The 18,694-nt window shown below is 44.1% G+C and carries 16 protein-coding genes; 10 read left to right on the top strand and 6 right to left on the bottom strand.

All coding sequences use genetic code 11. The features are described 5' to 3' along the window. Positions 1-26: 26 nt before the first annotated feature. From NO989_RS05535 to NO989_RS05525, 3 genes are all read left to right on the top strand, one after another. On the top strand, positions 27-440 hold the full coding sequence (locus NO989_RS05535; RefSeq protein WP_014951448.1) for a F0F1 ATP synthase subunit epsilon: 414 nt from the start codon (positions 27-29) through the stop codon (positions 438-440). Positions 441-639: 199 nt separating this feature from the next. Beyond that, positions 640-1,626 carry a hypothetical protein gene (locus NO989_RS05530; RefSeq protein ID WP_039228875.1) on the top strand — a complete coding sequence of 329 codons (987 nt, stop codon included), beginning with the start codon at positions 640-642 and terminating at the stop codon, positions 1,624-1,626. Between the two features lie 163 nt (positions 1,627-1,789). Continuing rightward, positions 1,790-2,389, top strand: coding sequence for a glutathione S-transferase family protein (locus NO989_RS05525; protein ID WP_039228873.1), 600 nt, complete (start codon positions 1,790-1,792; stop codon positions 2,387-2,389). Positions 2,390-2,412: 23 nt separating this feature from the next. On the opposite strand, the gene NO989_RS05520 is transcribed toward NO989_RS05525, so the two are convergent. Next, positions 2,413-2,994 carry a tRNA-uridine aminocarboxypropyltransferase gene (locus NO989_RS05520; RefSeq protein WP_061486876.1) on the bottom strand — a complete coding sequence of 194 codons (582 nt, stop codon included), beginning with the start codon at positions 2,992-2,994 and terminating at the stop codon, positions 2,413-2,415. A 79-nt stretch (positions 2,995-3,073) separates the two neighbouring features. Between NO989_RS05520 and NO989_RS05515 the strand changes: the two genes are divergently transcribed. The 3 genes from NO989_RS05515 to NO989_RS05505 all read left to right on the top strand — a co-directional run bounded on the left by NO989_RS05515 (position 3,074) and on the right by NO989_RS05505 (position 5,671). Further along, on the top strand, positions 3,074-3,412 hold the full coding sequence (locus NO989_RS05515) for an MGMT family protein (RefSeq protein WP_014951444.1): 339 nt from the start codon (positions 3,074-3,076) through the stop codon (positions 3,410-3,412). Positions 3,413-3,479: 67 nt separating this feature from the next. Next, the gene (locus NO989_RS05510; protein WP_061486874.1) at positions 3,480-4,679 is read left to right on the top strand and encodes an HD-GYP domain-containing protein; all 1,200 of its coding nucleotides are present in this window, start codon (positions 3,480-3,482) and stop codon (positions 4,677-4,679) included. Positions 4,680-5,029: 350 nt separating this feature from the next. Next, positions 5,030-5,671 carry an OmpA family protein gene (locus NO989_RS05505; RefSeq protein ID WP_014951442.1) on the top strand — a complete coding sequence of 214 codons (642 nt, stop codon included), beginning with the start codon at positions 5,030-5,032 and terminating at the stop codon, positions 5,669-5,671. Positions 5,672-5,723: 52 nt separating this feature from the next. Here the strand turns inward: NO989_RS05505 and NO989_RS05500 are convergent, their stop codons facing one another. Together NO989_RS05500 and NO989_RS05495 are read right to left on the bottom strand one after the other, a co-directional pair. Further along, positions 5,724-6,050: a nuclear transport factor 2 family protein gene (locus tag NO989_RS05500; protein ID WP_371342194.1), complete on the bottom strand. Its 327-nt coding sequence runs from the start codon at positions 6,048-6,050 to the stop codon at positions 5,724-5,726. Between the two features lie 9 nt (positions 6,051-6,059). Further along, on the bottom strand, positions 6,060-6,191 hold the full coding sequence (locus NO989_RS05495) for a hypothetical protein (RefSeq protein WP_371342193.1): 132 nt from the start codon (positions 6,189-6,191) through the stop codon (positions 6,060-6,062). A 201-nt stretch (positions 6,192-6,392) separates the two neighbouring features. Here NO989_RS05495 and NO989_RS05490 point away from each other — a divergent pair, with 201 nt between their 5' ends. Further along, positions 6,393-7,562, top strand: coding sequence for a DUF1624 domain-containing protein (locus NO989_RS05490; protein ID WP_239247344.1), 1,170 nt, complete (start codon positions 6,393-6,395; stop codon positions 7,560-7,562). Positions 7,563-7,702: 140 nt separating this feature from the next. Here the strand turns inward: NO989_RS05490 and NO989_RS05485 are convergent, their stop codons facing one another. From NO989_RS05485 to NO989_RS05475, 3 genes are read right to left on the bottom strand one after another with little or no spacing between them, the layout of a single operon-like run. After that, the gene (locus tag NO989_RS05485; protein WP_014977832.1) at positions 7,703-8,704 is read right to left on the bottom strand and encodes a LacI family DNA-binding transcriptional regulator; all 1,002 of its coding nucleotides are present in this window, start codon (positions 8,702-8,704) and stop codon (positions 7,703-7,705) included. Between the two features lie 45 nt (positions 8,705-8,749). Continuing rightward, positions 8,750-10,357 (bottom strand): MFS transporter, encoded by a 1,608-nt coding sequence (locus NO989_RS05480; RefSeq protein WP_039228864.1) that lies wholly within the window; start codon positions 10,355-10,357, stop codon positions 8,750-8,752. Between the two features lie 17 nt (positions 10,358-10,374). Continuing rightward, entirely contained in the window at positions 10,375-11,712 is a 1,338-nt protein-coding gene (locus NO989_RS05475) for a GH1 family beta-glucosidase (protein WP_321824949.1), read from the bottom strand. Between the two features lie 525 nt (positions 11,713-12,237). On the opposite strand from NO989_RS05475, the gene NO989_RS05470 reads away from it, so the two are divergent. The 3 genes from NO989_RS05470 to NO989_RS05460 all read left to right on the top strand — a co-directional run bounded on the left by NO989_RS05470 (position 12,238) and on the right by NO989_RS05460 (position 18,468). Then, positions 12,238-15,168: a TonB-dependent receptor gene (locus tag NO989_RS05470; RefSeq protein WP_014977831.1), complete on the top strand. Its 2,931-nt coding sequence runs from the start codon at positions 12,238-12,240 to the stop codon at positions 15,166-15,168. 143 nt (positions 15,169-15,311) lie between these two features. Further along, complete coding sequence (locus NO989_RS05465) at positions 15,312-16,985, top strand: tryptophan halogenase family protein (protein ID WP_371342190.1); 1,674 nt, start codon at positions 15,312-15,314, stop codon at positions 16,983-16,985. Beyond that, positions 16,963-18,468 carry a tryptophan halogenase family protein gene (locus NO989_RS05460; RefSeq protein ID WP_371342189.1) on the top strand — a complete coding sequence of 502 codons (1,506 nt, stop codon included), beginning with the start codon at positions 16,963-16,965 and terminating at the stop codon, positions 18,466-18,468. The genes NO989_RS05465 and NO989_RS05460 overlap by 23 nt, the downstream gene beginning before the upstream one ends. Positions 18,469-18,694 lie beyond the last annotated feature (226 nt).

Genomic DNA, 18,694 nt, shown 5'->3' with positions numbered 1-18,694 from the left:
CTAACGTACCTAATCAGGAGGTTCACATGGCAATGACAGTACATTTGGACGTAGTAAGCGCGGAGAAAGCGATTTTCTCAGGTCGCGTTGAAGCGATTCAGGTGACAGGTAGCGAAGGTGAGCTGGGTATTCACCCAGGGCACGCGCCACTTATCTCTGCTATTAAACCTGGTATGGTGCGTTTGGTTAAACAGCACGGTGAAGAAGAAGTAATCTATGTTGCAGGTGGTGTACTAGAAGTACAACCTGGCAATGTTACCGTACTGGCTGATACCGCGGTTCGAGCTGAAGATCTTGACGAGCAGGCAGCAGAAGAAGCCAAACGACGTGCAGAAGAGCACATCGCCAACCCAGGCGCTGACTTTAACTACGCTGAAGCAGCTCACGAGCTTGCAGAAGCTATTGCTCAACTTCGTCTTATTCAGAAGTTACGCAAGTAAAAAGCACAGCTTTGAAAAAACCCGCCAAATGGCGGGTTTTTTATTGCCGAACGAAAAGTGGTCGTTCACATTCTCTTACGTTTATTTTTATTGCTATCGCACTACACAAAGCTTATCGTTAGAGCGTTTTAACCGATTTAAATTAAAACGTAATCGGCGCTAATTCTAGTGCCACCTTTGCCTGTAACGAATTATAGAAATGAAGCTTAACCCGTATTCCAACATGCACAAAGGTGCCTCTATTGGATTTTTTCCTCTGCTAACAACACTGATTTTACTTTCAGTGCATTATTTTACGGGTGCGTTAGATTGGCCTGAAGTGGGAAATGTACGTGCACAGCGCGACTTCAACTCTGCTATTGGTATGTCGCTTATTACAGGATACTTTTGGTTTGCGCTTCGTTTAATGCATCAAAACGTGGCTAGCACCCTTATTTCTTTGCTTGTAAAAACCAACCAGCTTAGTCAGTTTTCGGCGCATAGGCGAGAACTCGCCATTGAATTTAGACACCATATTTTCAATGCAATCATCATTTCTATTATGATCACGATTGTGTACTGCATATTCGAAGGATTGATCACGGTAAAACAAGAAATACACGTTTTATTCTTAACGGCCACAGCCGTCCCCTTTTGGTTCTTGGCCATTTTATTTTTGTTTCAGATCTCCTCCAACATTAAGTACCTAACTTCTAAAGTTTTGCCCCAAGCCGGTGGAAATATTGACCGACTTAAGTCCATCATGACAATTTTAAAATTAGGAACAACTAACAGCATATTTGCGATGGGGGCACTGGCCATCTTTCCTATCTTTTGGTTGAAAAAAGACATTCCTTCCATTGATGTACTAGTAGTGACGTTCTTCACGGGGATAGTGAGCGTTTATCTATTTTGGCCGGTAATAAAGCTTAAAAGTATGCTTGAGAAAGAGCAGAAAGCTGCTGTTCTGCACCTTGAGGAAAATATAGAAGACGGTATTAAACGATGTGCAAAGCACGAAGAATTCTCTACAGCTGCGTCAATTGAGCAACTAGAAAGCGAAAAAGAACGAGTCTTAAAAATGGGGGCGCGGGTTTTTGCCCCAAGAGATAAGGCTAGAGTGGCTGCATGTATTGCGTTAATACCGATTTCTTGGGTTCTATTGTTCATTGTTGAATGGTTAATTCAACTCCCTCGCTATCATTAGTCTATTCGGGTCTGTTGTTCTTTGCCTTATCTTTTCGCAGAGGTCTATGTGGTATTTAGACAAGGCACGCTTAATCCCTTCTCGCACCCTAACAGCTATTAATAATTGTCGTATTCACATTGCGTTGGTATGGTAAATCTTCTTAGGTCATAGAGATATCATTGTGCGAATATACGGCGACACGCGTTCAGGAAACTGTTACAAACTCCAACTGCTTCTTTCTTTGTTAGGTAAAACCTGCGAATGGATTGATGTGGACATTATGAAAGGAGAAACACGCGCTCCTTCTTTCCTAGAAAAGACCCCTAATGGGAAAATTCCGTTGCTTGAATTAGACGACGGCAGGGTGTTGTCAGAATCCAATGCCATCATGCACTATCTAGCATCTAACACTCCTTTAATCCCCTCTTCTCCCTATAGTTTTTCGCAACTTTTACAGTGGCAGTTTTTCGAACAATACAGTCACGAGCCTTATATCGCCGTTGCTCGTTACATCAATGTTTATTTAGGGCTACCCGAGGACAGGAAAGCGGAGTACGAATCTAAACAAGCGGGTGGATATCGCGCACTAGCTGTCATGGAGCATCAACTTAAAACTACGCCGTTTTTGCTAGGTGACACGTTAACTCTTGCGGATATTTCATTGTTTGCGTATACCCACGTTGCCCACGAGGGTGGGTTTGATCTTTCCGCCTATCCTGCCATTCGAAATTGGATAAGTTTAGTCAAAGATCAAAAGGGCTTCATTCCCATGAACGCGTAATGTGCGCTAAACGAAGTTCTACGCTACAAATGCCTTCTATGTGACATAGGGCCTTGCCACTTATCTTGTAAGGCTCTCTGTGCTCTGTAAAGCCCAGAAACGTCGATTTGATCTAAGCACTGTAGAGCATAAGCTGTTGCTTCTAGCGTAGAAAGTGCATTGCTTAATGTTGTATGACGAATAGCATAGTTAGAAGTGGGTGCAGAAATGAAGTGAAACGCTGGTAACTTTGTTAACCATGGGTTCTGTTTAACTAGACCAAATGCTTGTTTCCAACTTCCATCTATTAGAATTAGCGTTGTGATCTCAGAACGTGCAACGGCATCGACATTTTCTATCGGTGTACTGCATTCACTTGGGTAAACAAGCACTGAATGTCGACGTGAGCAGTGTTCGGATAGGGATTGCATCGCGACGACATCATTAGCAAGTATGATTCGCGTCGAAGGAATACACAATGAAACTAAGCGCGCCGTATTCTTGGCGTGAAGTGCTTCTTTTTCGTGTTGAATTATCACAATCTCTAATAATGTATCTACTGTGTTAATGTGAGAGCAAATACAGGTTTTTTGAGGATATCCACAGTGTTCACAATAAAGGCGCATAACTGAATTTCTTTATTCTCTTTTGAACGTTTATCGCACTTATTAACTAAGTAACTTAATAGATAGGATAATATACAACATGCCGAATGAAGCAGTACAATCTCGAGTAGAGAAAACGCTTTCTTTAGTGCCTGAGGGACAGGTAATAAGTTACGCCTTGCTCGCTGACCTGTGTGGGTTACCCGGCAGAGCTAGAATGATGGGAAAGTGTTTAAGAGAGATAAATGCTGACTGTCACTGGCATCGCGTACTACGTGCTGACGGTAAAATTGCTTTTCCTGCTGGCTCTGACAAAGCGGATGAGCAGCGAGAGCGATTAGCAGAGGAAGGTGTGGTCGTTAAAAACTACAGAGTGAATATGACGAAGTTTGGTTGGAAGCCAGATTTACACACTATACTAGTAGAGTTAGAGTACTGAGCTTTCACTTTTTATATGAAAGCAGTTAGCAAATATATGGCGATTAATATAGTGCAGTGCATATAAGATGATAAAAAAGATTACTATTGATCAGTTAGTGCCAGGCATGTTTGTTCATCAAATTTTAGAGCAAAAAGGTGCGTTGACGGTCACGAGCCAAGGACGCGTTACGTCTGGTGATGTGGTTGAAACACTTAAAAAGCGAGGTGTGAAAACCCTCGCCATTGATACAGATAAGGCGTTTGACGTTGAGCAACCTAGCTCATCGGCCACTGTGGAAAAGCACCAAAACTCGTCTTCTGATCAGCCGGTAAAATCAAAAAAGATATCACTCGAAAATGAGCTGGTAAGAGCCGCAAAGCTTCACGAGCAAGGAAAGGCAATTCAAAAGTTGTTACTTGCCAATGTACAAAAAGAGACGCCTTTTGATGCGAGTATTCCCAAAGCATTTTCAAATAAGTTAGTCGAGTCGGTAGATAGAAACCCCGATGCGTTGCTTTGTCTGACAAAAATTCGAGAAAAAGACGACTATTTACTAGAGCATTCTCTGAACGTCGCTATTTTACTCGCCAATTTTGGCAAGTATTTAGGGATGTCTGAAGAAGAGGTGCAAGACCTTTCCTATGCTGGCTTTCTACACGACTTGGGCAAAATCAAAATTCCAGATGAAATTCTTCATAAGCCAGGCCGCCTTACAGACAGCGAAATGGAGATCATGAAAGGTCATGTAAAGCACGGGGTCGACTATTTAAAAAGTACGGAAATTGCGCAGCCACTGATTCAAGCGATTAGTGAGCATCATGAGCGATTGGATGGATTAGGCTACCCTGCTGGGACCAAAGGTGAGGATATTAGCCAAGCGGGCCGAATGCTTGCCATTGCCGATATGTACGATGCACTCACCGCGGACCGGGTGTATAAGGCCGGTATGTCTAGCCAAAAGGCATTCTCTATTTTGATGAGTGATGCGCCAACGCGTCTTGACCAGTCACTTGTTCAACAGTTTATAAAGTGTCTGGGCGTTTATCCCGTAGGGAGCCTAGTTCTATTATCAAATGATAAATTAGCGATGGTGCTTGAACAGAGAGACTCCCCGCTTACGCCACTCGTAAAGATTTTTTATTCGGTTCGCAGTAACCACTATCTAACGCCGAAAGATGTTGATCTATCATCGGATAAAACAATCAGTATCAACAAAGCCGTCATAGCGTCTGACTATAAGATTGATGTGAACGCATTCTTTGAGCGTTCAGTTTCAATAGGCTAAAACGTTACTTTTTAGCAACACAGTGTAGTATTTACACTGTGTACCAACGCATTTTTTCTTCTTTATTCCAACGTTCATTTAGCTAACGTTCAGGTTTGATGTCCTACAATCCTCTAAACATGAAGTGCTGTAGTGCCTTTGAGTGCTGATCTTTAGGAAAAGTTAAGGTGGAAACGAACTCGTGGCGATCAGGTACTTGTTATTGCTTACATACAGAACATTTGCCAGTGGAACGCTAATTGCTATCACTGTAATTGTTTAATGCAAAACTAACACTGAGCTTATTGAGAGTGGCAATGGATAAATGCAACTCATCAATATTAAGCTTTTAATTGAAATAAGAGGAAGTTATGAAAAAGACTCTTGCTGTAAGTTTGATTGCTGCGTCACTAACGGTAGCAGGTTGCGCAACCGATCCGAATAATACGCAAAAAGGTGCCGCTATTGGTGCGGTAGTAGGCGCATTGCTGGGTAAAGCGACAGGTGATAACGACAAAAGTCGTTATGCGTGGGGCGCTGCGGTAGGTGCAATCGCAGGTGGTGCGATAGGTAACTACATGGACAAACAGGAAGAAGAGCTTCGAAATGAGCTTTCTGATACTGGCGTTCAAGTTGTGCGAGAAGGTGATAATCTACGATTAATCATGCCGGGCGACATTACCTTTGCTACTGACAGTTCTAGCATCAGCCCTAACTTCAATCCGGTTCTTCAAGACGTTGCCAAAGTCGTAAACAATTACGAAAAAACCGTTCTTATGATCAAAGGCCATACGGATGACACTGGCTCTGAGCAGTACAACCAGTCTTTATCTGAGCGTCGTGCAGGAGCGGTTAAGAATTTACTTATTAACTATTCCGTTAACCCGACGCGTATCACGACGGTAGGTATGGGCGAATACGCACCTAAAGTACCTAACAATAGTGCAGCAAACCGCTCGATGAACCGTCGAGTAGAGATGGAAATTCAACCACTCACACAGTCTAATACCTAAAGGTAGTTAAGACACAAAGAGAAACAAAGGCCCCGTTACGTCGGGGCTTTTTTTATTGCATGGTTTTAATTTGACTAGCAACGCTATCTGCAAGCGCGTTGGGGATAGGGATCGTTAAATGGTATTGGGTTACTTTCCACTTCGCTCCCTCTTTTATTAAGACACCCGTGCCTCGTGTTTCTCCCAGGCTTTCATTATCGAGCAGTTCATCGAACCAGGCTACGTCGTGATTAGGGGAAAAATAGATATGCCTGTCTCGCGGGTGGTATGTCCATCCTCTGCCCTTGTCAAAGTGAGGTTTGGCATACGCCTTAAACGCTTCTTTGGTCCATACCTCAGATGCGTCGGTGCCAATAAAGATAGCGCTGTCGTGATACAAACCAAAATACTACTCAAAGTCTGCAATAGACGCATTGTGATGTAGAGCATTAAGTGTCTGATTCACTGCGTCGCGGTCGTTGTTCGCAACGGCCGTCGTCGCAACAGCAAGCATGACCAGACCTAACAATAGATATTTCATAGTGACTCCGTTTTTCTTCTAGTATTTCTTATTATGCTGTTGAACGCATCATTAGTATATTCGAAGCAAATAATTGCCACTGTTTACTGCAATGTTATAGCATTGGGTTAATCGTTTAACTATCGATGCAGTAAGTGGCTAAAACTACCGCGAAATTCTGAACGAAGTTGTGTTGATAGCAAATATTTCCTCCTTGATGTAATGGCTAAAATGTCTTCTAGTATTCAACGAAACCGTATTCGAAGCATCGATATGATGCGTGGCTTGGTCATGCTGATTATGCTTATCGATCACGTGCGAGAGCGCTTTTTTCTGCATTTGCAGGTATCTGATCCTATGGATATCGATACTACGTCACCTTCTCTATTTTTCACACGGTTAGCCGCCCATTACTGCGCACCCACATTCGTGTTTTTGACGGGGCTGTCTGCATGGCTCTATCCCAATCCAATGGACTCAGCGAATAAGGCTAAGCCGACACGTAATGTCAGAGAGTTCTTAATTAAGCGTGGATTGTTTATTTTGTTCTTAGAGGTCACATTTATTACGTTTAGCTGGGGGGCGAGTTTCCAAACGCTTTATCTTCAGGTGATGTGGGCCATAGGTATCAGCATGATTGCTCTGGCTGTATTGAGTTATCTTCCAAGAACTCTGTTGCTCATTTTAGGCCTCTTAATTGTCTTTGGACATAATGCACTAACGCCAATTAGCTATGTTCCACATGAAACAGGCTATACGCTTTGGACAATGCTGCACGATAGAGGATATATACTTCAGTCAGCCGCCCTAAACATTAAAGTGAGTTATCCCGTGCTTCCTTGGATAGGGGTAATACTGCTCGGTTATGCATGTGGGCCTCTTTACAGTCAACAGCTTGATAAAGCGCGACGCGGTCGGTGGTTGCTTGGTTTATTTGCAGTGTCGCTCAGCCTATTTTTCCTACTTCGCGGTTTAAATATTTATGGTGAGACCTTGCCTTGGGAGCTACAACAAAGTGCCATCACTACGTTGATGTCATTACTTAATTTGACTAAGTACCCCCCGTCTTTAGCATTTTTGCTCTTTACACTGGCCGGCATGTTTCTATTGTTGTTTGCTTTCGAGCGCGTTAAGGATACGCAGTTTGCGTTTCTTGACACCTTTGGCTCGGTCCCGATGTTTTTCTACATCCTGCATTTGTACGTATTGCTGGTGATGTACGGTATTGCATTCTTTATTTGGGAGGCGAATAAAGGAAAATACGTGGGAGTAGACCATATTTGGCAAATATGGTTAATAGCTGCTGGCCTTAGTTTAGTGCTTTATTTCCCTGTTAAATGGTTTAGCGCCTATAAATCAAAGCACCACGCCCCTTGGCTTAAATACTTGTAAGACAGGCCTTCGCGTCTATTGTGGGTCGTATCATCATTAAGGTGGGTAGCAAAGTGCGCTATTGGGAGCGAAAGGCGCTTAATTGAAAGTTTTAATTAAGAGTTTAGATGAAAGTCGGTTTACGACTTACCAACTTGGCTTCATCCTTCATGTTTTACCGTAGACTCCCGAACAACCAAGGAAGGTTCGAAATACAGCTGAACGTTATTAGCCTGACCATATACTTTATTAAGTATGTATTTGGCTGACATTTCAGCCATTTCCGCAATTGGGTTACTGACCGTGGTAAGACGAGGAAAAACATGGTGGGCAAATACCACGTCATCGAAACCGACCACAGACAAGTCGTGGGGAAGGCTCATGCCTAAATCTCTCGCGCAGCTTATCGCACCCGATGCCATCCAATCGTTGGCGCACACTAAAGCCGTGAAAGGCACATCGCGTGCCATGAGCTCTAACAAGCCAATTTTCCCGTCTTCTTCAGAATAGTCGCCGTTAAATATCAACTGTGGGTTTATGGGCAACCCTGCTTCCGACAAGGCGCGTTTATGTCCCTCCAAGCGCAAGCTCGCGTCACACTTGTCAGTCGGACCAGAGATATATGCAATGTCTTTATGGCCTAGCTCGAGTAAGTGGCGGGTAGCCAGATATCCACCCTTTTCATTATCGAGGCTAGTGCATGCCTCAGGTAGCCCTTCTACCTGCCTGTTAACCAAAGCAACGGGAAGTTTCGACTGGTTTAACTCCAATAAATACTCATCGGATAATGCTTCAGCATGCATGATGAGTGCATCGCAGTTACGGCTAATAAGAAACTCTACCGCATCTTTCTCTGTTTCTAGGCAATTTCGTCCTACCGAAATAATGACATGTTTATCTGCGGCACGCAGCGTTGACTCCACAGCTTGCATCAGATCGCCAAAAAACGGGGCGTTGAGTTCAGGTACGAGTACCCCGACGCTGTCAGTGCGGTTATTTGCCAATGAACGAGCGACAGAATTTGGGCGGTAATTTAACTCTTTAACCGCTTTCTCTACGCGTTCTTTCAGTACTTTGTTTACCGAAGCCTTACCATTTAATACGCGGGATACCGTAGATAAAGAAACACCTGCACGCTCGGCAACTTGATAAATGGTGGGCACGTGATAAGACCTCGTTCTCTAAAACAATCACTCTAACTGACTGTATTATGCCGATATCGGCGGTTGTTCGCTACGTCGAGAGAGTAAAGCTTGTGTAACTTCTTTTTGTTTTTCGTCATTTAATGGGTACAGACAGATTAACGCCGCGCCAGCAAAGCCAAATAGGGCCGGTATCCAACTCATTAAAGACTTCATACCTGGAAGCGTTTGATTAATTGTATTGATATCAAGACCGTTATAGCCATAGCTTCCTAGTACCAACAAGACGAGCGCCCCTGCGAAGCCTCCCCCTGTTTTTTGAACAAAAGAGCCTGCAGAGTAGACGAGTCCGGTGGCTCTTCGACCTGTCTTATATTCGCTGTAGTCTGCCGAGTCTCCTAGCATAGAGAAAAATAAGGTAGGCAATATGGCTGCAAAAAACTCTGCACTGCAACCTAAAATGAATATGGCGCTCACGCTTTTCTGAGGAACAAAATAAATGCCAGAGGTCAATACGCTACTTGCTAACAGCGCGATAATAAAGAGCTTCTTGCGACCAAACATAGCGGCTAATTTGGACGTTGCTAATGCGCCGAAAATCGACACCACCAGCAGTGAAATGAAAAAGTAGCCTGTGAGTAGCTCATTGCCCATGTAATATTTGAAATAGTAGGCAATAACGCCATATTTGATGCCATTAAACATCATGGTTAGAAAACCCATTCCTAACAGAATTAGCCAGGGTTTATTGGAAAGCAGGTCGATAATATCCTGCTGAGAACGGGTGTTCTCGGCTTCCGGTCGGCGAGTTAACCGTTTAATTGCAATAGTAGTAAGCGCTATAACAGTAATGAAGATTGCCCCAGTTAAAACGTCTCGATAATAAAAGAAGGCGGTTATTGCTGAAAGAGGAACGAGAATTAACGGTAGTTGCTTTCCCAAGTCGATGAGTTCAGATGTTAGTGAACGAGGAGCGGGCGCTACTTGGGTACCTGTCTCTGTTTTTGGAGAGTCCAGTTTAGTGTCTTGAGGCTTTGAAACCTGCTGCAACGTAACGCGCTCTTTCGTGGTAAAAACTGTTACACACATTAATATGACAAGCAACGTGGCAAACAACCACATGGTATATTGGTACCCTACAGCAGTGTTCCCTTGGCCTAGCAAGTCCACCAGCATAGGCAAACACCCCATAACAAGCAGTCCACCAAAGAATGCCCCAGCAAAACGAAAGCCAGACAAACTTGTACGCTCTCTATCATCACTGGTCATCACGCCCATTAGCGCTGAGTACGGTACATTATTAACCGTATACGCTAAGGTTAGTCCGATGTAGGTCAGGTAAGCGTAAATGAGTTTGCCTGAATACGAGAGATCAGGTGTGGTAAAGCAAAGGACCATGAAAAGGCCAAGAAAAGGAGTGGAGCCTAATATCCAAGGGCGAAACTTTCCCATTTTAGTCTGGGTTCTGTCAGCAATCATTCCCATGATAATATCGGTCACACCGTCAGAAAGACGAACGACAAGAAATAGCATCGCAGCTGCAGCGGCTGTAATACCGAACGTATCGGTATAAAATACCGCCAAATATGCAAGTGCGCCCCGCCAAACTAAATTGGCCGCAGCGTCGCCCATGCCATAACCTACTTTTTCTTTTAATGTCAGCTTATGGTTCATTGCTATTTCCACTGTTGTTATGTTCGACTTGCTATGAGCGCTTTATAAGCATTGGCGCTAAGTTTAAGCGTACGCTTTTGCGTTTCAAAATCCACATAAACTAGCCCAAATCGCTTTTCATAACCTTCCGCCCACTCGAAGTTATCAAGTAGGCTCCATGCGAAGTAACCACTCACTTCTACTCCATCAATCATTGCTTTGTGTACCATGTTTAAATGGGCATTGTAGTAATCAACCCGATCCACATCATTAACAAGACCATCTTTGAGTTCGTCTGCCATTGCAGCACCATTTTCAGTTATAAAAATGGGAGGGAGCGTGTATCGTTCGTTTAATGAAGTAAGCAAATCATAAAGTGCTTTTGGATAGATTTCCCAACCAATATCGGTCAACGGACCTTGATGAGGATGCTCGAAATACAATGCGCCTTTCTCTTTGGGCGCAGAATAGTGTAATCGCGTGTAGAAATTTACCCCTAAGAAATCGATGGGCTGACAGATTGTCTCCATATCACCAGCTTCAACCGGTGGTCTATCCGCTTCGTCTATATCAAATAACACTTCGGGGTAGCTTCCCTCCATTACAGGCTGCATATACCATTGGTTGATATAGTCATCTGCTTTGCGGGTGGCTAATAGGTCTTCTGTCTTTTGTGTGGCGGGGTAGCATGGCGTAAAATTCAATACTATACCGGCTTCGCTATTTGGGACATTTTTTCTAAGCACCTTCATCCCAAGGCCGTGTGCTAGCAAAATGTGATGTGCCGCAGTTCTTCCGTATTTTCTACCCGTTCTGCCCGGGGCGTGTACGCCTATTTCATACCCTAAATAAGCACTGCAAAAAGGTTCATTGAACGTTGCATAGGAAAAAACGGACTCGCCTAACGCCTGCGTTATTTTGTCAACATAGTCTTCAAATGCAAAAGCGGTTTGTCGGTAAAGCCACCCACCCTTATCTTCCAGGTGCTGCGGGAGATCCCAGTGATAAAGGGTAACAAATGGCTTAATGCCTTTTGCATTTAACGCATTAACTAGCGTTTTATAAAAGGCAACGCCTTTTGGGTTTAGCTCACCTTCTTGAGTGATAACGCGCGGCCAAGAAATAGAGAAACGGTAAGCATCTACATTTAAGTCTAACAAAATGTCGAAATCTTCTCTCCAGCGAGCAATATGATCGCAGGCGACATCGCCATTGGTGTGATCAGCAATGGCTGAAGGCCGTTCACAAAATCTATCCCAAATACATTCGAGACGGTTATCGACATCCCCTTCTATCTGAAAACTTGACGTGGCAGTTCCATAAAGAAACGAATTTTTGAGTAAGGGACTGCCTGCGGGAAGCGAAATGCTGTTCATATATCGATAACCTTTTTCTTACTGCACAAATTCTAAACGGATGCTGGCAGTACAATGAATCAGAAATAACAAAACGGTTTATAGCACAAATAAAAAACAATTAGAAAGCGCTTTCTCATATTTATGTCACTTTTACGTTAATGGAATTAAGTGACTGCTAATATTTCTATGACTATCACCGTAATCTAATAGAGTTTTGTATTTCTTATAAGATGATGAATTTAATGGTTTTGTGTTTTTTATGAGGAGTTTAGTGTTTTTCGATATAGTTGTTACCTGTGAATTAATTGTAAAAAATGTGTTGATCTTAAACTTTTGTTGAATTAATGTTCGGAAAGCGATTTCTTACGTCTGGGTGTTCTAGCTTCTCTTTGGGAAAGCCCTTTCTGGCGGCGCGTTAGGTTCACAACATACATAAAAGCCACTATTAAAGAGAGATAGACCGTGACACAAACAACACCAAATAAAAGCAAGATCGCAGCAAGTTTGTCATTGATACTCGGGACCGCTTTGAGTAGCGGCGTGATGTCATCTGCGACGGCGCAAGAAACAGAAAAAGATATAGAAGTTATTCAGGTATCAGGTATACGAAGTAGTGTTCAAGAATCGATGGGTATCAAGCGTGACTCTGCTGGTGTTGTTGATGCAATCTCAGCAGAAGATATTGGTAAATTTCCTGATACCAACTTAGCAGAGTCACTACAGCGTATCACTGGTATTTCAATTAGTCGGAATAATGGTGAAGGAAGCCAAGTCACAGCGCGTGGTTTTGGACCTGACTTTAATATGGTAACGCTGAATGGACGTACGATGCCTGGTTCTGCGTTACCTGGTGGTGGCGGAGCAGCAAATTCTCGCGCCTTCGATTTTTCTGACCTTGCTTCTGAAAGTGTTAGAGCGGTTGAAGTGTACAAAACAGGTAGAGCGAGTATTGCAACTGGGGGTATTGGGGCTACGGTAAATATACGAACAGCACGTCCCTTTCAAGCATCTGACAATGGCATTACCGCAAGTGTAGGCGCAAAAGCACTACATGATACGACTAACCGTGTAGGTGATGATGTTACGCCTGAAGTCTCAGGCTTTATCAATTACCTCAATGATGACAATACCTTTGGCGTTACGTTTACCGGTTCATTCCAACAGCGTGACAGTGCTGCACAAGGTGCGTTTGTGAACGAGTGGCGCGTTAATCCATTTGATGGCACGGTGCCGCAATCACCTGATCCAGCGAACCCAGATAGCGGTGACCCAATTGTGCTGAACAACGCACCAGCCATGGGACAGCTTTTCGCCATTCCCTCAGATTTACGCTATTACATGGCAGACCGAGAGCGTGAAAGAACGAATGCACAGCTAACGTTCCAATTTGCTCCTTCAGAAAAAATGACGGCCACGCTTGATTACACCTATTCAAAGCAAGACTTATACGAAGCTCGAGCCGAGCAATCGATATGGATGGATGATAGGTACTTCACCGAACTAACCTTTGATGATGAAACGGTAAAAACGCCGGTATTAATCACTCAAGAACGCCGAGATTTGCTACCTCGTGATCTAGGTTTGGCGCTTCAAGAACTAAACCAAGTCAACGAAAACAAGTCAATCGGTTTAAATCTTGAGTACTTCGTAAATGACGAGCTAACTCTAGTCTTCGACCTTCATAATTCGACGGCAGAAGGACGCCCAGATGCGCCCTATGGAACGTGGACCAATCTGGGTTTAGGTGCAAACGTAGTTAAAGGGCAAGGTGTCGATTTCAGAGGCGACTTCCCTATTATGTTCGTCGATTTTGACGATGAAGCTCGTGATAATCTTAACGGTAATGGCGTGCTTGACCAAGATGACGTAGGTACATCGATATTGGACATGAATTTCTCGTCGCAAGACACCGAAATTACTCAAGCTCGTCTTGATGGCTCTTACGTTATGGATACCGGAAGCATTAACTTTGGTATTGAGTCACGCTCAATGGAGAGCACATCGCTCCAATCTCTAACCCGCCACACCATGGGCAACTGGGGAATTGAGAACCCGGGTGAGCTTCCTGCTGGTTCTTTAACACCGCTGGATTTGGCGAGTGAGTTTAGCGATTTCAATACTGAGGGGATGTTCTCTCAGGGTTTTACCGGTAGTGTTGCGCAAATTGGTGCATTCGCTGCTCAAGAATACGGTTTTGATTTTCTTGCCAACAACCCGTTTGCAACTAACCGTACTATTGAAGAAGACATAACAGCGGTTTATTTCGAATTGGATTTATCTGGCGAGTTAAACGGCATGGAGTACAACCTGTTGGCAGGTGTACGCTACGAAAATACCGATGTAACTTCAATTGCAAATATAAGTTTACCTAGCGGCATTGCGTGGGAAGGTAATAATGACTTCAACGTCCGCTTTGGAAGCGACATGGAAGATGTTGAAGTTGAATCAAGTTACGACCATGTACTTCCTGCATTAGATTTCGATATCGAAGTTGTTGAAAACATGATTGCGCGATTCTCTTACAGTAAGACAATAGCGCGACCCACGTACAACAACTTGAGCGCCGCTGCGACAGTATCGCCTCAAAGCGGGCCGACAATTCTTACTGACAGCATTACCGCCACCGCGAGTTCAGGTAACCCATCGCTGATCCCATTAGAATCAGACAACCTTGATCTTTCATTCGAATATTATTTCGATGAGACAAGCTATGTGTCGGTTGGTTTTTACGATAAGCGTGTTAAGAACTTTATCGGTAATGAACAAGTTGAAGAAAATATCTTTGGGTTGAGAGACGTTACCAATGGACCGCGTGCAGAGGCGGCTCGCGCTGAATTAGAGGCGCGTGGTATTCCAATTAATGACACGTCATTGTTTAACATGGTTGCTGCGATGGAAAACGGTATCGAGTATGACTCGTTGACTGACGAACAGTTTGAGCAGCAATTCGATGTGCTGCCCAATAGCGAAGATCCGTTGATTACCTTCATTAACTCTAAACCAGTTAATAATAAAGCAGCGAATATTTACGGTTTCGAACTTGCTGCGCAGCACTTCTTTGGTGATAGCGGCTTCGGGGTACTGGCTAACTACACCACAGTGCAAGGTGATATTGGTTTTGATAATGACGCAAATCCATCGATAACTCAGTTTGCCCTTGTGGGACTAAGTGACACAGCAAACCTCATCTTGATGTATGAGAAAGATGCTTTGCAAGCGCGTATTGCCTATAACTGGCGAGATAAGTTCCTTGATACAACCTCTCAGTACATTAATGAACCGGGCTATACCGAAGACTATTCACAAATAGACTTCAATGTTTCTTACGACATCACTGAAGATCTTACGGTGTCATTTGAAGGGATTAACATTACAGATGAAAATATCCGTAGACACGGCAGAACAAGTGCTATGTTGTGGAAATTAGATGAGCTTGGCGCTCGCTATGCACTGGGAGTTCGCTACAAGTTTTAACGATTGGGGTGTGTTTACCCGCTAAAGTGCTTAGGGTTGCGCTTTAGCGGGCTTTTTTGTCATAGTGCTGTTTGAATAGTAACCAGAAAATCGACTGAACATGTTTGTAGAAGTGCAGCGGGGCATATCGTGGTTCTTAACGTATGAGTGATAACGAAAGTCATAGCAGTATGCATCGGGTCGTCATTGTCGGTGGTGGTACGGCTGGGTGGCTTGCAGCAGGGATACTTGCCGCAAAACTAAGCGCGAATCACACCGTTACCTTGATAGAGTCACCCAACATCCCTTCTTTAGGTGTGGGCGAAGGCTCTTGGCCGTCACTGCGCGATACCCTTCTTGATATTGGTATTAGTGAAACGGAATTCTTAACGCTGTGTCATGGCGCTTTCAAGCAAGGCTCCAGCTTTGTTAATTGGCGTAAAGGCGGGCACTGCTATTATCATCCTTTTACCGTTCCAACAGGCTACAACGAGCTCGATATTTATACATGTTGGAAAGCAATCGCACCAAACACATCGTACGAAGATGTGTTTTCGTTACAAGCCGCCATGTGTGCCGCAGGCAAGGCGCCCAAGCAAATTGCTACGCCGGACTACGCCCATGTGCTCAATTACGGTTACCATTTCGACGCCACAAAGCTTGCTGAGCTGTTAAAAAGTCATTGCGTAGACAAGTTAAGTGTCGCTCATGTCGTTGGTCATGTTGACAGTGTTCACTCTCATCAAAACGGAGATATTGAAAGCGTATCAACAAAGGACGGGAAAAAAATAGTGGGCGATCTATTTATTGACTGTTCAGGCCACAGCGGCCTGCTCATCAATAAACACTTTACTATTCCCTGGATACCCGTTAAGCGCACAATGCTCAATGATCGCGCCGTCGCGCTTCAAGTGCCTTATTCAAACGAAGATGCTGAAATAAAAAGTACCACAGTGGCCACTGCACAAACCTGTGGGTGGACGTGGGATATTGCGTTGCAGCACCGCCGAGGTGTAGGCCTAGTTTACTCTTCTCAATTCGCAAATGAAGATCAAGCAAAGCAGGTGCTGATTGACTACGTTCGTGAACGCTACCCTAGTGCACAAGATGCAGAGCTTTCTTTTCGTACACTCTCCTTTGAGCCTGGCTATAGATCACAGTTTTGGGTAAAAAACTGTTTGAGCTTAGGTATGTCTTCGGGGTTTGTTGAACCGCTTGAAGCATCAGCTATTGCCATGGTCGAACTTGGCTTACGTATGCTCTGTGAGGCTTTTCCGCAAAACAAAGCACACATGGAAATAGCCAGTAAGCGCTACAACTCGCGCTTTGCATATCGCTGGCAGCGCGTTATCGACTTTCTAAAACTACATTATGCTTTAAGCGATAGAGAAGAGCCGTATTGGTTAGCGCAAAGAGATAAGGCGTCTATACCCGATTCTCTCGCTGAATTGCTTGAACTGTGGAAGTATCAAAGCCCTTCACGCTTAGATCTTATCGAGAACGAAGAGATTTTCCCCTCTGCTAGCTATCAGTATGTACTATATGGAATGGGCTTTTCTTCTTCTACCTCGCCTTTACGGCTAAATGAAGAGCATAAGCGTAAAGCAGTTCACATTCGCGAAACGTTACAACAAACTAAAAACGCTTATCTGCAGGGATTGCCGTCTAACAGAGTTTTGCTCAATGATATTGCAAAGCGCTACAACAATGAAAAACAACACGTGCCCTCGCATGCTCAACGTGAAAAGAACGAACACGCTTCAGCTTCGAGTTGTAATGACATAAAAAATACTTCAGATAAAAAGGACACCTCTTATGACCGTATCGGGTTTAGATAGCAGTAAAAATCAAACGCCCGTTAAGAACGTTGTTATTGCGGGGGGCGGTACTGCAGGGTGGATGGCGGCCACAGCGCTGTCACGGCTTTTGGGGCAGTCAATAAACGTTACGCTAGTCGAGTCTAAAGATATTGGCATTGTAGGTGTAGGCGAGGCGACTATTCCGCCTATTAGAACATTTCACAAGTTACTTGGCATCGACGAAAAAGCATTTATGCGTGCCACACAAGCCACGTTCAAACTGGGTATTGAGTTTGAAAATTGGCGTGAACAAGGTCACAGCTATATCCATTCTTTTGGTATAACCGGAAGAGAGTGTTGGGCTGGCGAGTTTCACCATTTTTGGCTGAGGGCTAAAGAATACGGATTTGGTGGTGAATTTGGTGATTATTGCCCGGAACTTATTGCCGCTAAACAGAGCAAGTTCGCCACATTAGAAGCCATGCCGCTTAACTTTGCCTATCATTTTGATGCCGTTGCTTACGGTCGCTTTTTAAAGTCTCTAGCGTGTGATGCTGGGGTAACTCACAAGGAAGGAGACATAGAAGAGGTTGTAGTATGCCCGCAATCAGGCAACATCCAGTCCCTTCGATTAGCAAGCAATGAAGTCATAGATGGTGATTTCTTCATAGACTGCACGGGCTTTAAAGGGCTGCTTATTGAACAAGCCCTTCATACCGGTTACGACGATTGGCGACACTATCTTTTTTGCGATAGTGCGGTGGCCATGCAAACTGAGCTTACTGCGCCGCCTGTGCCATACACCAAAAGCGTGGCCCATAAGGCGGGCTGGCGATGGCAGATACCACTTCAAGAGCGAATGGGTAATGGATTGGTATTTTGTAGCCGATTTATGAGCGATGAAGACGCCATCAATACACTTAAATCGCAGGTGACAGGCGCGCCCATTAATGAGCCGAGAGTGATTCGTTTTACGCCTGGAAAACGCAGGCGCGGTTGGAATAAAAACTGCGTAGCGCTAGGGCTATCCAGTGGCTTTATTGAGCCTTTAGAGTCGACCAGTATTCATCTTATCATGACAGGCCTTATACGCTTAATGCGCCTATTCCCTTTCGATGGCATAACCCAAAGTGCAATCGACGAATACAATAATAAGTTTGATAGCGAAATGTCGGCCATACTCGATTTTATTGTTATGCATTACAAGGTGACACAGCGCGAGGACAGTCCCTTTTGGCAGCAATGCCAACGCATGGAGATTCCGTCTTCTCTTAAACATAAATTGGATTTGTTTGCTGAATCTGGCCGCGTTTTTTTAGATGACGGAGATATTTTCCGTGTTGATTCCTGGACCCAAGTATTAATGGGCCAAGGCATGACACCTAGCCAGTATCATCGTGTTGCCGATGAGATGAGCGAACAGTCACTTAAGCAGTTTATGGCAGGATTAAAGCAGCAGGTGGATAATCACGTAGCTAAACTCCCCTCGCACGAGGCCTTCTTAACACAGTATCTGAGATGAGTTATTAGAAGCGTTAGATGTTGGCGGCAAAAAGTAGGTTAGCGGTGAGCCAAGCGCCTGCTAACTAAAGAGTTACCAAGCACACTTCATAAGCACCATACCCAGCTAGAAATCTGAATTTAGTGCTATCTAAATCGGGAAAAACGCAAAAAAGTACTGAAAATGATAATCCATTTTGTATATAGCGGTAGTTTGTTATTGGAAATGATTGCTTCTTTGTAATTAA

The organism is Alteromonas sp. DY56-G5 (assembly GCF_041414725.1).
Lineage (GTDB): Bacteria > Pseudomonadota > Gammaproteobacteria > Enterobacterales > Alteromonadaceae > Alteromonas > Alteromonas macleodii.
The sequence above is the reverse complement of the archived record's forward strand: the minus strand, read 5'-3'. Positions and strand labels throughout refer to the sequence as shown.